This is a genomic window from Nonomuraea sp. H19, from assembly GCF_052068215.1.
Lineage (GTDB): Bacteria > Actinomycetota > Actinomycetes > Streptosporangiales > Streptosporangiaceae > Nonomuraea.
Genome location: NZ_JBQHCV010000013.1, coordinates 203,897 through 217,978, shown reverse-complemented (window position 1 = coordinate 217,978; position 14,082 = coordinate 203,897). Strand labels below are relative to the sequence as shown.

Below are 14,082 nucleotides of genomic sequence, written 5' to 3'. Positions count from 1 at the left end.
CGATGTGCTGGTCACGACGCTACTGGCTGAGTATAAGAAAGTAAACTCAGAGTCCGATAGAATCACTCCATGGATGCGTGGACCGAAGCTCTTCAGGACACCGGCATGGACCCCCGCCTCGACCGGGACACGTCGAACTGCTCGATCGCGCGGACCCTTGAGATCGTGGGGGAGAAGTGGACGATCCTGATTTTGCGCGAGGTCTGGTACGGCTCGTCCCGCTTCAGCGACTTCGAACGCGTCCTCGGCTGTCCTCGCAACCTCCTCGCGGCGCGGCTCCGCATGCTCGTGGAGGAAGGGATCCTGGCCACTGAGACCTATAAAGAGCCTGGCTCGCGGAGCCGGCCGAAGTACGTGATCACGCCCCAGGGCATGGATCTGGTCCCGGCCGTGATGGGGCTCCTGCAGTGGGGTGACCGTTACCGCGCCGACCCGGAGGGCCCGGCCGTACTGGCGCGACACCGCGGATGCGGCGCGCACGTCGAAGCCCAGATCCGCTGCGAACGAGGCCACGCCGTGCAGGCGGAAGGCATCGAGAGCGTTCCCGGCCCTGCATTTCGTATGAGGCCCGCCAAGTGAGCTGACGCGGTTGCGCCAGGAGTCGTGGTGGGCTCAGTCTGCCCGGGCGTGCTCACTCCGTTGACTACGTGGCGTTGGGCCCCAGCCGCATAGCCCGGGTCCGGGATTCCGAGTCAAGGCCCCTGCGGTGCGGTCAGGGCTTTGTGGGTCGACTCCAGGATCTTCTCCGACAGCTCTGTGCCCGCCGTGGCCCGGGCAAGCAGGATCGCGCCGACCAGAGTGGCCACCATGGGAAGGCCGTCGTCGGCGTCGGTGGACAGCCACGCGGCGAATTCCTCGACTCCGGCCGCGTACGTTTCGCGCACCTCCCCGGCTGTGGCCTCGCGAGCCATGTCCCCTGCGAATCCCGCGGTGGGGCAACCGGTGCCGGGCTGGTCGCGATGCTCGGCCGACAGGTAGAAGTCGACGAGGGCGCCGCGCGCGGTGTCGTGATCGCCGTGGTCGGTGTCGAACGACGCCAGGAGTAGGTCGAGGTCCCCGAAAGCGGCTTGAGCCGCCTCGGCTATCAGGGCCTCCTTGGAGGGGAACTGCTTGTAGAAGCCGCCCGTGGTCAGCCCGATGGACTTCATCAGATCGGCGATGCTGATGCCGTTCACGCCGTGCTCCCGGAAGAGCTGGGAGGCCGCGGCGACCGCGCGCCTGCGGTTCTCGATCGCTTGTGCTTGCGAAACGCGACTCATCAGTCACCTGCCCACGTTAGATAGTAAAGCGCATCTATCATATGCGAAGTGCCGGGCGGCCGGCCGTAGCGCCCTGTCTCCGTGCGGCTCCTTCCGCTGTCGCAAGACGCGGGCCTTGTGGGCCCGCATCCGGACAAGTGGGCCCCGTCTCTGGGCGCCTGATCCTATGCGCGGCAAGCCGAGGGGCTGCCGTGCCCGCGCCGCCGGTGCTATGGCCCCGCGTGCACGTCGAGCAGTCTCCGACCGCGGGCGGTGGCTGACGGCATCGGGGGGCCGTTGACTGGACGGCTTTAGATGTCTATCGTAATCTAAATCGGGGCCGACGTTTTGGCCCCCCACTCATCCGCCAGACCAGAAATGAGATCCACCCCATGACCACGCAGAACAAGAGCGCCGTCGTCACCGGCGCGTCCGCCGGCCTGGGGACCGCCTACGCGCAGCGGCTTGCCGACCGGGGCTACGACCTGATCCTGGTGGCCCGGAACACTGCGCGGCTGGAAACGCTGGCGTCGGACATCCGCGGCCGCACGGGCCGCGCGGTGGACGTCGTCCCCGCCGACCTCACCGATGCGGCGCAGATCGCCGTGGTCGAGGAGCGTCTGCGGACCGACGAGAGCATCGAGGTACTGATCAACAACGCTGGCGGGTCGCTGTTCACCCCGCTGGCAACCTCCGACGCTGCGGCCTCCGAAGCGCTGATCAACCTGAACGTGACCTCGCTGACCAGGCTGACCACCGCGGTCCTGCCGGGCTTGACGGCCCGCGGGCGCGGCACCGTGGTGAACATCTCCTCTGCCCTGGCTCTCAACATCCTGCCCGTCAGCGCCGTCTACAGCGGCACCAAGAGCTACGTGCTGACGTTCACCCAGGCCCTGCAGCAGGAACTCGCCGAGAGCCCCGTCACGGTGCAGGCCGTGCTGCCGGGCGCTGTCCGCACGGAATTCTGGGACGGCTCCGGCCTCGACCTCGCGGCGTTTCCCGACGAGTGGATCATGAGCGCGGACGACGCCGTCGACGCGGCGCTCGCCGGCCTCGACGCCGGGGAGCCCGTCACCATCCCGTCACTGCCGGAGATCAGCGACTGGGAGTCGTTCGAGAAGGCGCGCCAGACGCTCGTCCCGAACCTGTCACAGCGCGTCCCGGCCGATCGCTACCGCGGCTGACCGCCGCTCCGACTCCGGTGGCGAGTGCCACCACGCCGACGGTGACGATGTCGGCCAGGCCGTCTTCGATGCCCTTCGTGCGAGTGGTGATGTCGGTGCCGGCCCGGTTGAGAACCAAGGTGTTCGGCCACAGCTTGCGGAGGGTCGAGCGCGTACGCACCGGCGCACCCCTGAACACCCCCGACCCCGCCACCTTCTACGGCGGCGGCGCGGCCGGCTACACCGACTACCCCACCCACACCGCCTGACATCCCCGGCTATACCGGTCCTGGCGGGCCGGTATGCCCAAATGGCCCCACGGAGGTGCCACGTGTCTGATCACATTGCCGTTGAACTGAGCCCGGAAGCGATCGAATTCGCAGACTTCATGGCCGGACTGGTGATTCCCGAGTCCGAGTTGGATGCGACGCGCACCCGGGTGGAGAGCGTCCATCTCACGGCCCGGGAGCCGGAAGGCGTCACCTATCGGGAGGTGGACGCGGGTGGTGTTCTGGGAATCTGGTGCGAACCCGTCAACTCCAACACCGACTACGTCCTCCTGCACGGTCACGCCGGGGGCTCCGTTCTTTCGTCGGCATTCGTCGACCGAAAGCTCGCAGGCCATATCGCCAAGGCCGCAGGGGCCCCCGTACTGGTCCTGGACTTCCGGCGAGCACCGGAACACAAGTACCCGGCTCAGGTGGACGACGCGGAGGCGGCCTTCAACTGGCTGCTGTCCGAAGGGTATGAGCCGGGAAACATCATCACGATCGGCCACTCGATCGGCGGGTTCATCGCTGTCGCCCTGGCACTTCGCCTCCGCGACAAGAAGCAGCCGCTGCCCGGCGCCATCGTGTCGATTTCCCCCTGGTGCGACCTCGAGATCGCCAACGAGACCATGGCGACCAACGCCGGGACGGACAAGATACTCAGCAAGGATCTGCTGGAGTTCTTCCGGGAGTCCTGGATCGGCGGCACGGGCATCGAGTTCACGGACGCCAGGATCAATCTGAACCGGGCGGACCTGAGTGGTCTGCCCCCGACCCTCGTCTCCTGGGGAACGTACGAGGTCCTCGCCGGCGAGGACGAGGAGTTCGCGGCCCGCGTCAAGGACGCCGGAATCGACACGGCGACCGTTGTGGTCCCGGGAGGCCAGCACTCGTACGTCTATGGTGCCGGCCGGGTTCCGGAGGTTGACGCCGCCATCGCACAGATCGGCGCGTGGGTCCGGGAGAAGACGAAGATCTGACCGGTCCGGCTCGGCAGGTGCAAGATCCGCGCGCCTGCCGGATCAGGACGGTGGACGGACGCCGACATGGCCTGCGGTGGCGCGCAGGGAGCGCTGAGCGAGCGCGCCGCGCGCAGCATGGACGAACGGGCGGCCACCGGCAGCCCGTACGTTCGCCTCCACGAAGGAACAACTGGCGCTGGCCGTCACCCGCGCCTTCTTCCGGGATGCGACAGCCGAGATCGAACAGGCTGTCCAGGCCGAGCCCGACCCCAGGCAGCGGATCCGGGTCTACCTCACCGGCGTCGGTACGGCCATGCGCCGGCATTCCCACGCCTTCTACGACGACATGGTCGGTTACGAGCCGACGGCGCAGATCTACCGCAAGAACTCCGCCGCAGCGGCGCGCCGGGTCCACGAACTGATCGAGGAGGTGGTGCAGACCGGCGTTCTCCGCGCGCTCAACGGGCACTTCGCCGCCCAGGTCGTAGCGGTCACCATCGATGCGGTCCAGTCGGGGGTCCTCCTGGAGAGGACCGGCCTGACCGCCGGCGACGCGTTCTCCGAGCTCGGGGACCTCCTGCTGGACGGGCTCAGCTCGGGGCAGGGCACATTCGAGCCTGGTGCCACAGTCGTCCGCTCACCCCGGGGTCACGTCTCGGGGACCAGGTGAGGCCCGGCGGAAAGGGGCGTACACGCGGGAGGCCGGTGATCATCTGATCCGTGGTCAACGGGTCCGACAGCTCGGGATCCGCGTACGCCTGCGGCGACCTGGGCTGCCGACACCGCCCAGAGTCAGCCATTCCCAAGCGAAACGGGGAGGTCAGGTTGGGCGGGTTTCGGTATCCCGCCTGGCGGCCGTGCTCCTGTCCTCGCGTTCCCGTGCGAAGGCCGCACCCTTCACCCATCACTTCGTTCATGGTGAAGGGTGCGGCGAGCCCTTCCCCAACGCCTCGCCATGGAGCTGGGGTACCACGTGACCTTGGTGCGCGGAGCGGTCGTCGCGTGACCCGGGAAATGCTGCACGGGCCCACGACCTGAACGGCCCCGACCTACGCCCACGCCATCGTGACCGCCGACGAGATCGTCACTGCGTTCAAGGAGGCACAGGTCTGCCGCTCACCGTAGAACTGCTCGTCGGTGCGACCAGTGCCGGCGACGGCGGGGAAGGCGAAGGCGCTGAACCCTGCGACCGGAGCGCCCATCGAGTTCGGTTCGGCGGCGCGCCGAAGTCGATCGTGCGCTGAGGGGCAACGGCGGCGGACTACACAGCACTCGGCTGATGTCTCACCGCTGTCTGGCCCGCGACCGCGAGGTCGATGGCTCACGACCGGAGGCGGGCGCCTGTTCCCAGCCGGGCGGTGACTTCACGGGGAGTGAGGATGGAGTGCTCCGCGGAGCACTCGACGACGACGCGGACCGGGGCGTCGCACTCGGTGTGGCGGACGTCCAGCACAGGACCCTCGGAGCCGAGGGTGTATGCCTCGCCCCACTGGCTCAGCGCCATCAGAACGGGCCATAGGTCCCAGCCCTTGCGGGTCAGGCGGTATTCGTTGCGGGAGCGGCTGCCGGGCTCCTGGTAGGGGACGGTCTTCAGGATGCCGGCCGAGGTCAGCTTCCGGAGGCGGTCGCTGAGGACGGCCTCCGACAGGCCGATGTGGCGGTGGAAGTCGTCGAAGCGGCGGACGCCGTTGACGGCGTCACGCAGGATCAGCAGCGTCCATTTCTCCCCGATCAGGGCGAGCGTGCGCTGGACGGGGCAGTTCTCCGTGCTGGCCTCAAGCCACTCCATCCCGCCATCGTAGGGACCTGGCTTCGCCATTGACAGTCAGGTGAACAAACGCCTAGCTTCACTTGAAAAAGTCAGCTGACAGTCAGAGGGAAGGGCGCTGGACCGTGGGGCGAACGCGTACGTATCACTGGGACGACCCCGCGATCTTGGCGGAGGCCGCCGGGCGCATGGCCGGCATCGACTTCCTGCGCGAGATGCAGGCGGGGCGGCTGCCGAGGCCGCCGATCAACCACACCGTCGACTTCGCCCTGGACGAGGTGGAGCCCGGCAGGGCGGTCTTCTCGCTGACGCCGGGCGAGGAGCACTACAACCCGATCGGCAGCGTGCACGGCGGCATCTTCGCCACCCTGCTCGACTCGGCGGCGGGCTGCGCCGTCCAGTCCATCCTCCCGCAGGGCATGGCGTACACCTCGCTCGATCTGTCCGTGAAGTTCCTGCGGCGGATCACCGTGGACACGGGCCCGGTGCGCGCCATCGGCACGATTGTCAACAGCGGTCGTCGAACCGCTCTCGCCCAGGCGCAGTTGGTCGACGCGACGGACCGACTGCTCGCCCACGCCACCAGCAGCTGCATGCTCTTCCCGGTGCCCGCCCCTCAGGTGTGACTCCGCAGGCGGGGCCCTCGGTCTGTGGGGGCAGCCGGGACAACAGGGAGTGCGTCGATATTCCGCTCGCCGGCGGCCCGCTGCCCCTTGGTGACTCGTCGATTGTGGGGCTGGTGTGTGTCGCAGCCATGCCTGGGCGCCCGGGGAAGACGTGACCGGCCGCTGAAGCATGACCGCATTGCGGTACGAGGTGCGTAACTCCCGCGATTTCGCCGGGCAGCGGCGCCCTGAGCCTTCCCGACAGGGACCCCGGTGGTGTGGGGCTCCCATCTCGACGACCCTGATCTACGGCGAGCATGACGCCGTCCTCGTCGACCCGCCCTTCACCACGGACACCACGCGCGAGGTGCTCGCCTGGGTGGAAAAGATCGGCCGGGACGTCATGGAGGTCCATGTCACGCACGGCCACGGCGATCATCGGGTGCCTGAACCCCGGTGCCGCCGCAGCCGTACCTCCTGTCGACTGTCTGGACGAGTCCTGTTGCGTTCAGGTCTCAGGAGGACCCCGGCGTCTTTCTAGTTGGGCGGGCGATGGCACACGGCACCAAGCACGGCGACGCGGTGGACGGGAGACCCGGCGGCGATCCCGAGCGGATCGGCGGCCATCGCATCATCCGCCGGCTCGGCGCGGGCGGGATGGGCGTCGTCTACCTCGCGGAGAGCCGTTCCCGGAGACTGGTCGCGATCAAGGTCATCCATCGGCACCTCGCCGGCGACCCGGAGTTCCGCCGGCGGTTCCGCCGCGAGGTCGCGACGACGCGGCGGGTGGCCCGCTTCTCCACGGCACCCGTGCTGGAGGCCGATCTGGACGGCGACACCGCGTACGTCGTCACCGAATACGTGCCGGGACCGACGCTGTACCGCGCGGTCAAGGAGTGGGGCCCGATGTCGGGGTCGGAGCTCGAAGGGCTCGCCACGAGCACGGCGGTCGCGCTGCGCGCCATCCACGCGGCCGGCGTCGTCCACCGGGACCTCAAACCGTCGAACGTGCTGCTGTCCCCCGTGGGCCCGAAGGTCATCGACTTCGGCCTCGCCTTCGCCGCCGACTCCACCACGCTGTCCGTCACCGGGATGGGCACGCCGGCGTACATGTCTCCGGAGCAGGCGCGCGGGCTGCCGCTCTCGCCGGCCTCCGACGTCTTCGCGTGGGGTGGTGTCGTGGTCTTCGCGGCCGGCGGACGGCCTGCGTTCGGCTCGGGGACGGGTCATGAGGTGCTCTACCGGGTGGTCCACGACGCCCCCGTGCTGCCCGCGTTGGACGGCGTCCTCGGCGAGCTGGTGGCGCGGGCGCTGAGCAAGGACCCGGCGGCGCGCCCGACGGCCGCGGAACTCGTCGACGCGCTCGCCGCGGGCACGACGACACGCCTACCGGGCAGCGTCACCGCGGCGGGCAGCGCTACCGGGGCGGGGAGCGCTACCGGGCCGGGCACCGCCACTGGGGCGGGCGGCGTCACCCGGCCGGGCGCCGTCACCGGGCCGGGCACCGCTACTGGGCCGGGCGGCGTCACCGGGCTGGGCGCCGCCACCGGGCCGGGCAGCGCCACCAGGGGCGGCGGCACCGGGGCGGGTAAGGGCCGGCGGCGCCGGCGGGTCACGTCCCGGCGGCGGGTGTGGGGTGGCGCGGCTCTGGCGGCGCTCGCCCTGGTGACCACGGGCACCGTCCTCACCTCCCAGGAGGCCGTCCACGGCAACCCGCTGCTTCCCGGCCTGCCCGTTCATGACCTGCTCCGTGCGGGCCCCGGGATCTCCGCCGTCGTGGCGGACGCCGGCAAGCGGTGGCGCAAGCTCCCCGGCGAGAACCCGCTACGTGCCGGCGGCGTGCGGTTCTACGTGCAGCCGGACACCGAAGCGGCGCGGCAGGCGCGGACCTGGTCGGCGCAGGGCAGGACGGCCGACGCCGCCCTGGTGCTGGCCCTGTCGGAGGTTCCCCAGGCCATGTGGCTGGCCGGCGGCTCGCCCGCCGACGTCTCCCGTACGGTGGGTGAGGCGGTCGCCCGGGCGGAGCGGCAGCGTACCGTTCCGGTGTTCGTCACCAACAACATCCCGGGACGTGACTGCTGGAACGGCGGCGCCCCGGACGCCGGGAACTACCGGGCGTGGATCGACGCGGTGGCCGAGGGCATCGGGAACCGGCCGGCGGTCGTCGCCCTGGAGCCCAGCGGCCTGGCGCGGATGCCCGGCAGCCCGGAGTGCCCGCAAGGCGGGCAGGCCGCCGCCGCCCAGCGGTACGGCGATCTCTCCTACGCCGTGCGGAGCCTGACCGGCCTGGCCCGCACGGCGGTCTATCTCGACGGCGGGCTGGCGGGGTGGCCCGCGTTCACGCAGATGGCCGACCGGCTGGTCGGCGCGGGGGCGGTCCACGCCGACGGTTTCTACGTCAACATGGTCGGCTACCGCCCGGCCGATCAGTCGCTCGCGTACGCCTCGAAGCTGTCCAAGTGCGTCTACCTGCGGGCGGCGGCGCGGACGGCCTCGTGCGAGGATCCGGCGCTGGCCGCCGTGCCGGACGACGCGCCCGGCCTGCCGCACTTCGTCGTCGACACGAGCCGGAACGGGAGGGGCGAGTGGCAGCCGCCGGCCGGGCGCTTCCCCGTGCCGGACGAATGGTGCAATCCACCCGGCAGGGGTGCGGGGGCCCGGCCGACCGCCGACACCGGGAGCCCGCTGGCCGACGCGTTGCTGTGGCTCAACAGCCCTGGGTTCTCCAACGGCCGGTGCACCCGTGGCACCTCGGGACCGGCGGACCCGGCGTACGGCGTCGTCACCCCGGCCGCCGGTCAGTGGTGGCCCGACCAGGCCCTCGAGAGGGCGCGGAACGCGGTTCCGCCGCTGACGGCCTCGTGACCGGGCGAACGGTCAGTCCGGCGTGGAGTCCTCGAGCTCGTCGATGAGGCAGGCGAGGTAGACGCTGAGGCAGGTCCGTGCGTCCCGGAAGCTCGGGCCCAGCACGGATTCGATCCTGTTGAGCCGGTAGACGAGGGTGTTGCGGTGGATGTGCAGCACGCTGGAGGCCTGGACGAGGTTGAAGCCGGTCTCGCACCAGGCGGTGATGGTCCTCCTGGTGACCTCCCAGTTGGGCTGCTCGCGCAGCGGGCCCAGGATCGCCTGGGCGAATCTGGCGCGCGCCCCGTGCGCCACCGTGGTGAGCAGGTCATGGACGCGCACGTCCGCGATGTGGGTGACGCGTTCAGTACGGTCCAGGCGATTCATCAGATAGAGGGCGTTCGTCGCATCTCTGTAGGAATCATGGAGCTGCGCTACCGAATCCGCGATACCGCCCACCCCGATCCGGCAGGCGACACCGTGGAACCGCACCAGGTCGTCGGCCACGCTCCGGCACGTGTCGAGGAGGCCGGCGAGCGGGGCTTCGCCGTTCGGCAGGGCGAGGTGGTGCAGGACGACGAATCGCCCCGGGGCGATGCTGCCGACGAGATCCCGCGTATCAGGGAACGTACGGCGGAGCACCCGGAGAATGGCCGTACGGAGGGTGCCGGGCTCTGACGGCGAACGGGTCTCCTTGGGGGCGTCGATGTCCATGACGACGACGGAACGGCTGAGCCGGAGGTCGTAACCCAGTTCGTGGGCCTTGAACGCGATCAGGTCGGGTTCGGTGATCTCGGGATCGTAATGGGCGAGGTCGCGCAGCACGTCCTCGATCGCGCTCTCTCGAAGCAGCAGCGATCGCTGGAGCAAGGATTCCCGTAAAAGGATCTCCGTCTGATTCCGCACCACCCTGCCGAAGCGTTCGACCTGCTCCGGATCACCGGTGATGCCGACGGTCCCGACGGATTCGCCGTTCAGCAGGATCGGCAGCGTGATGCCCGGCTGCACGCCGATGAGCAGGTGAGCGGCCGCCGCGCCGTGGCTCGCCGAACGCAGGGTGCGCATGACCTCCACCGACGCCTCGTGAAAGGTGCCCAGCCGAGCGGTGTCCCCGCTCCCGATGACGATGCCCTCCTTGTCGGTAATAAGCACGTTAAATCCGATGATCGAGCTTGTTTCTCGGGCGATCTCTTGGGCGATCAGCGGCGTCAGCATCGACGTCCCCCAGCGTGGATCCGGAGGTGGATGTACGGATCATATGACGACATTCGTGGAATCTCATCAGGATTCGTATTAATCAACCAATGACGCAGGCCCGATGGCCACCTAGTGTTCACCCATCAGTCGGGAGTCGCCGACCAGTCGACCAGAGCGCGATCGAAGCGGCGCCGGTGATCTACAACCTCATGCCCCTCCCCCCGTGAAGGTGAAGCCCCATGTGGACCTCTCGAGTACCTCGTCCGCGTCTGGCGGGCCTGGTTGCCGGGCTTGTCGCGATATCTCTGGCTACAGCCTGCTCCTCCTCTGAGCCGTCGGCCGCGGCCCAGGACAACACCTTCGGCACCATCGAGCCCGGTGTGCTGACCGTCGCGATCCAGCCGTACGCCCCCTACACCGACAAACAAGGCGACGGCATGAGCGGCCTCGACGCCGACATCGTCAACGCGATCGCGCAACGGCTGAAGCTCAAGGTCAAGGTCGAGGTGACGGACTTCGCCGGCATGCTCGCCGGGGTCCAGTCGCGGCGGTACGACATGACCGTGGGCGGCATCGCCTGGACCGCCGAGCGCGAGAAGTCCGGCCTCTTCACGGATCCGCCGTACTACTCGCCGCCGGCCATGGCGGTGCAGTCCGGCAAGACGTACCAGACCGTCAACGACCTCAACGGGCTCGATCTCGGCACGGTCGAGGGATATGTCTGGGTCAAGTCCATCCAGGAGGTGCCCGGCGCCAAGCTGCACGCCTACCCGGACGGCAACGGAGTCCTGGACGATCTGGGCGCCTCCCGCATCGACGTCGGGTTCCTCGACCCGCTGATCATCCTCGCCGCGCAGCAGGCCCGCCCGGAACTGAAGATCGCGACGCAGTACCTCACGCCTCCCACCGATGAGGAGGTCAAGGCGCATCCGGCCTACGACTACTTCCGCCCGTACATGACCGCCTTCTACCTCCCGAAGCAGGCCACCGCTCTGGAGAAGGCCTTCTCCGAAGAGATCCGCAAGATGTACGCCAGTGGCGAGATGACCAAGCTGGTGCAGAAGTACGGCGCCGACCCCGGCCAGTTCCTGAAGCCGGCGCCGACCATGGCCAAGACCCGCCAGGGCGTCGACCGCCCGGCCGAGTGGACCCCGCCGTCCGTCTGAGCGTTACGGAGATCACCATGTTCCAGGTGCCCTGGCCGGATTATGCCGGCGAGCTGTTCGGCGGGTTGTTGAAGACCGTGGAGTACACCGTCGCCGGTTTCGCGGGTGCGGCCGTGCTCGGCCTGCTGCTGGCGCTCATGCGGTTGAGCGGCCTGCGGTCGCTCCGCTGGCCCGCGGCCGCGTACACGGAGGTCTTCAAGAACATCCCGCTGCTCGCCATCATCTTCGTGACGTACTTCGGCCTGGGCTCCATCGGCATAAGGCTGGACGTCTTCTCGGCGGGGGCGCTCAGCCTGGTGATCTTCTATGCCGCCTACCTCTCGGAGACCTTCAGGTCGGCCATCTCCGGCGTCCACCAGGGGCAGCAGGAGGCCGCTGAGGCGCTCGGGCTGAGCCGGGTCAGCACCTTCTCCTGGGTGATCTTTCCCCAGGCGTTGCGGCTGGCCCTGCCCGGCACCAACACCATGCTCGTCGACCTGCTCAAGTCCACCTCCCTCCTGGTCACGATCTCGGCCGCCGAACTGATGTCGGAGGCCCGGCTGATCACCTCGGCGACGTTCCGGGCGCTGGAGGTGTACCTGGTCATCGCCGGGATCTACTTCCTGCTGTGCTACCCGCTGTCGCAGGGGCTGCTGTGGTTCGAGCGCCGTATCCGCGCGGGAACGCCGCTGTCCCCGCGGCGGCGCCGGCGGCTCCGCAACGCCGCGGCCCTGCTCACGGCCGACGGCCAGATCGACGCGACGACATCATCCGGTACGGCGGGCGATGTCTCGCAGCCGGGAACCGTCGTCCGGATCGAGCGGCTCCGCAAGTCGTTCGACGGGCGCCAGGTGCTCGACGAGGTGAGCCTGGAGGTCGGCCGCGGAAAGATCGTCAGCATCATCGGGCAGAGCGGCGGCGGCAAGACCACGCTGCTGCGCTGCATCAACCTTCTCGAACGGCCCGATCGCGGGCTCATCGAGGTGAACGGGGTCCCGATCTTCTCGGGTGTGAACGTGGCGAGCCGCGATCTGGCGCAGCTGCGCCGGTCGGTCGGCATGGTGTTCCAGCGATTCAACCTCTTCCCGCACCTCACTGCGGTGGAGAACGTGATGCTCGCCCAGCTGCGGGCGGGCATACCCGAGCAAATCGCCCTGGAGAGGGCGGTCCGGCTGCTGCGCCGGGTGGGGCTGGCCCACCGGGGCACGGCCAATCCCGAGCAGATGTCCGGCGGGGAGCAGCAGCGCGTGGCCATCGCCCGCGCTCTGGCGCTGCAGCCCTCGGTCCTGCTGTTCGACGAGCCCACCTCGTCCCTGGATCCGGAGTCGACGGGCGAGGTGCTGCGCGTGATGCGGGAGCTCGCCGAGGACGGGATGACGATGATCCTGGTGACCCACGAGCTGACGTTCGCTCGTGACGTCGCCGACTGGGTGGTCTTCGTCGACGGTGGCCGCATCGTGGAGGAAGGACTGCCCGTCGACCTGCTGTCCAGCCCCCGCGAGGCCCGCACGCGAACCTTCCTGGCCGGCCACCTCGCGATCACCGCGGAGGCGTGAGTGACGACCGACCTTCCCGTGCTCATCGTGGGCGGCGGCGTCGTCGGGCTGTGCGCGGCGCACTACCTGACCGCCGCCGGCGTGCCGGTGGTGGTGGCCGAACGCTCCAGTCTCGCCTCCGGGGCCTCATGGGGCAACGCCGGCTGGGTCTGCCTCAGCCACTCCACACCCGTGCCGGCTCCCGGAGTGGCCAGGTACGGCCTGCGGTCCCTGGGCCGCCCGGATTCCCCCCTCTACATCCGGCCCTCGGCGGACCCCGGATTCCTGACCTGGCTGTGGCGATTCTGGCGCAACAGCGGCGAGAGCACGTTCCGGCGCGGGTACGCGGCCCTGGCCGAGCTCAACCGGCCCACGTTCGACCTGTTCGACGAGCTCGCGGACGCGGGCGTGGACACCACCCTCCAGCGCCCCGGACTCGTGCACGCCTTCCTGTCCGAATCGGCGGCCCGGCACCACCTCCAGGTCCAGCAGGTGATGGCGGCCGGACATTACGACATGCCCGACGACGTCGTCGTGGGAGACGACGCGCACAAGCTCGACCCCGCCCTGTCACCCGGCGTACGGGCCGCGTACCTGGTCCGCGGCGAGGGCGTGCTGGACCCGCGGCGGCTCGTGGAGTCGCTCGGCGACGTGGTGCGCAAGGCCGGCGGCCGGATCCACGAGCACATCGAGGTGACCGGCTTCCGCACCACCGGCGGCCGGGTCGCGGCCGTCCGCACCAGCACCGGCGAGATCGCCTGCCGCTCTGTGGTCATCGCCGCCGGCATGTGGTCGCCCCGGTTGCTGCGGCTTCTCGGGCTCCGCCTCACCATGCAGGCGGGCAAGGGGTACAGCTTCACGGTCGAACTGAAGTCGCCGCCGCAGCACTCCCTCTACTTCGGTGACCACCGGATCGTGGCCTCCGACATCGGCGGCACGACGCGGCTCGCGGGGACCATGGAGCTCAGCGGCGACAACCGCCGCCTGAACTGGCAGCGCATCGTCGCCATCGCCCGCGGCAGCCGGAACTACCTCGGCCGCTGGTTCGACGACCAGGACGACCTGCCCAGGCTGATCCGCGACCCGTGGGTGGGCGGCCGGCCCCTTCTGCCGGACGGCCTGCCCATCGTCGACCGGCTCCCCGGGCACGACAACGTCTTCCTCACCACGGGGCACGGCATGCTGGGCGTCACGCTGGGCCCCGCCACGGGCCGCGCCCTGGCCGGCTTCGTCCTGAACGGCCACCGCCCCGCGGTGCTCGCGCCTTTCCAGTTCAACCGGTGATCTTTTGGCGTCGAATGGTAAAAAAGGGGCACTTCTGGACGCCTTTCACTGTGTGCTCGGCCGTAACTCGCG

The 14,082-nt window shown here is 69.5% G+C and carries 15 protein-coding genes; 11 read left to right on the top strand and 4 right to left on the bottom strand.

Annotated features, from left to right (window positions below; translation table 11 throughout):
• Positions 1-69: 69 nt before the first annotated feature.
• Positions 70-579, top strand: coding sequence for a winged helix-turn-helix transcriptional regulator (locus ACTMTI_RS28730; protein ID WP_441123661.1), 510 nt, complete (start codon positions 70-72; stop codon positions 577-579).
• A 113-nt stretch (positions 580-692) separates the two neighbouring features.
• Here ACTMTI_RS28730 and ACTMTI_RS28725 read toward each other — a convergent pair whose 3' ends face one another.
• Entirely contained in the window at positions 693-1,259 is a 567-nt protein-coding gene (locus ACTMTI_RS28725) for a TetR/AcrR family transcriptional regulator (RefSeq protein WP_441123660.1), read from the bottom strand.
• 371 nt (positions 1,260-1,630) lie between these two features.
• Here ACTMTI_RS28725 and ACTMTI_RS28720 point away from each other — a divergent pair, with 371 nt between their 5' ends.
• The 4 genes from ACTMTI_RS28720 (at position 1,631) to ACTMTI_RS28705 (ending at position 4,302) form a co-directional block, all read left to right on the top strand.
• Entirely contained in the window at positions 1,631-2,422 is a 792-nt protein-coding gene (locus ACTMTI_RS28720; RefSeq protein WP_441123659.1) for an SDR family NAD(P)-dependent oxidoreductase, read from the top strand.
• A gap of 68 nt (positions 2,423-2,490) precedes the next feature.
• Positions 2,491-2,670: a hypothetical protein gene (locus ACTMTI_RS28715; protein WP_441123658.1), complete on the top strand. Its 180-nt coding sequence runs from the start codon at positions 2,491-2,493 to the stop codon at positions 2,668-2,670.
• A gap of 62 nt (positions 2,671-2,732) precedes the next feature.
• Positions 2,733-3,650 (top strand): alpha/beta hydrolase, encoded by a 918-nt coding sequence (locus ACTMTI_RS28710; protein ID WP_441123657.1) that lies wholly within the window; start codon positions 2,733-2,735, stop codon positions 3,648-3,650.
• 295 nt (positions 3,651-3,945) lie between these two features.
• Positions 3,946-4,302 carry a hypothetical protein gene (locus ACTMTI_RS28705; RefSeq protein ID WP_441123656.1) on the top strand — a complete coding sequence of 119 codons (357 nt, stop codon included), beginning with the start codon at positions 3,946-3,948 and terminating at the stop codon, positions 4,300-4,302.
• Between the two features lie 379 nt (positions 4,303-4,681).
• Here ACTMTI_RS28705 and ACTMTI_RS28700 read toward each other — a convergent pair whose 3' ends face one another.
• Both ACTMTI_RS28700 and ACTMTI_RS28695 read right to left on the bottom strand, forming a co-directional pair.
• On the bottom strand, positions 4,682-4,834 hold the full coding sequence (locus ACTMTI_RS28700) for a hypothetical protein (RefSeq protein ID WP_441123655.1): 153 nt from the start codon (positions 4,832-4,834) through the stop codon (positions 4,682-4,684).
• Between the two features lie 119 nt (positions 4,835-4,953).
• Positions 4,954-5,421: a winged helix-turn-helix transcriptional regulator gene (locus tag ACTMTI_RS28695; protein ID WP_441123654.1), complete on the bottom strand. Its 468-nt coding sequence runs from the start codon at positions 5,419-5,421 to the stop codon at positions 4,954-4,956.
• Positions 5,422-5,525: 104 nt separating this feature from the next.
• Between ACTMTI_RS28695 and ACTMTI_RS28690 the strand changes: the two genes are divergently transcribed.
• From ACTMTI_RS28690 to ACTMTI_RS28680, 3 genes are all read left to right on the top strand, one after another.
• On the top strand, positions 5,526-6,026 hold the full coding sequence (locus ACTMTI_RS28690; RefSeq protein WP_441123653.1) for a PaaI family thioesterase: 501 nt from the start codon (positions 5,526-5,528) through the stop codon (positions 6,024-6,026).
• A gap of 169 nt (positions 6,027-6,195) precedes the next feature.
• Positions 6,196-6,546 (top strand): MBL fold metallo-hydrolase, encoded by a 351-nt coding sequence (locus ACTMTI_RS28685; protein WP_441123652.1) that lies wholly within the window; start codon positions 6,196-6,198, stop codon positions 6,544-6,546.
• An 11-nt stretch (positions 6,547-6,557) separates the two neighbouring features.
• On the top strand, positions 6,558-8,870 hold the full coding sequence (locus ACTMTI_RS28680; RefSeq protein ID WP_441123651.1) for a glycoside hydrolase family 6 protein: 2,313 nt from the start codon (positions 6,558-6,560) through the stop codon (positions 8,868-8,870).
• Positions 8,871-8,882: 12 nt separating this feature from the next.
• Here the strand turns inward: ACTMTI_RS28680 and ACTMTI_RS28675 are convergent, their stop codons facing one another.
• Positions 8,883-10,064, bottom strand: coding sequence for a CdaR family transcriptional regulator (locus tag ACTMTI_RS28675; RefSeq protein WP_441123650.1), 1,182 nt, complete (start codon positions 10,062-10,064; stop codon positions 8,883-8,885).
• Between the two features lie 221 nt (positions 10,065-10,285).
• On the opposite strand from ACTMTI_RS28675, the gene ACTMTI_RS28670 reads away from it, so the two are divergent.
• From ACTMTI_RS28670 to ACTMTI_RS28660, 3 genes are read left to right on the top strand one after another with little or no spacing between them, the layout of a single operon-like run.
• Positions 10,286-11,212, top strand: a complete 927-nt coding sequence (locus tag ACTMTI_RS28670) for a substrate-binding periplasmic protein (RefSeq protein WP_441123649.1) — start codon at positions 10,286-10,288, stop codon at positions 11,210-11,212.
• A gap of 17 nt (positions 11,213-11,229) precedes the next feature.
• Positions 11,230-12,747 carry an amino acid ABC transporter permease/ATP-binding protein gene (locus tag ACTMTI_RS28665; RefSeq protein WP_441123648.1) on the top strand — a complete coding sequence of 506 codons (1,518 nt, stop codon included), beginning with the start codon at positions 11,230-11,232 and terminating at the stop codon, positions 12,745-12,747.
• Positions 12,748-14,010, top strand: a complete 1,263-nt coding sequence (locus ACTMTI_RS28660) for an NAD(P)/FAD-dependent oxidoreductase (protein ID WP_441123647.1) — start codon at positions 12,748-12,750, stop codon at positions 14,008-14,010.
• The last annotated feature ends 72 nt before the right edge of the window (positions 14,011-14,082 follow it).

Bases quoted from the DNA above. Each gene is read 5' to 3' on its own strand.
- ACTMTI_RS28675 (WP_441123650.1), bottom strand. From the start codon at position 10,064: ATGCTGACGCCGCTGATCGCCCAAGAGATCGCCCGAGAAACAAGCTCG.
- ACTMTI_RS28670 (WP_441123649.1), top strand. From the start codon at position 10,286: ATGTGGACCTCTCGAGTACCTCGTCCGCGTCTGGCGGGCCTGGTTGCC.
- ACTMTI_RS28665 (WP_441123648.1), top strand. From the start codon at position 11,230: ATGTTCCAGGTGCCCTGGCCGGATTATGCCGGCGAGCTGTTCGGCGGG.
- ACTMTI_RS28695 (WP_441123654.1), bottom strand. From the start codon at position 5,421: ATGGAGTGGCTTGAGGCCAGCACGGAGAACTGCCCCGTCCAGCGCACG.
- ACTMTI_RS28700 (WP_441123655.1), bottom strand. From the start codon at position 4,834: ATGGGCGCTCCGGTCGCAGGGTTCAGCGCCTTCGCCTTCCCCGCCGTC.
- ACTMTI_RS28720 (WP_441123659.1), top strand. From the start codon at position 1,631: ATGACCACGCAGAACAAGAGCGCCGTCGTCACCGGCGCGTCCGCCGGC.
- ACTMTI_RS28705 (WP_441123656.1), top strand. From the start codon at position 3,946: ATGCGCCGGCATTCCCACGCCTTCTACGACGACATGGTCGGTTACGAG.
- ACTMTI_RS28680 (WP_441123651.1), top strand. From the start codon at position 6,558: ATGGCACACGGCACCAAGCACGGCGACGCGGTGGACGGGAGACCCGGC.
- ACTMTI_RS28715 (WP_441123658.1), top strand. From the start codon at position 2,491: ATGCCCTTCGTGCGAGTGGTGATGTCGGTGCCGGCCCGGTTGAGAACC.
- ACTMTI_RS28725 (WP_441123660.1), bottom strand. From the start codon at position 1,259: ATGAGTCGCGTTTCGCAAGCACAAGCGATCGAGAACCGCAGGCGCGCG.
- ACTMTI_RS28730 (WP_441123661.1), top strand. From the start codon at position 70: ATGGATGCGTGGACCGAAGCTCTTCAGGACACCGGCATGGACCCCCGC.
- ACTMTI_RS28685 (WP_441123652.1), top strand. From the start codon at position 6,196: ATGACCGCATTGCGGTACGAGGTGCGTAACTCCCGCGATTTCGCCGGG.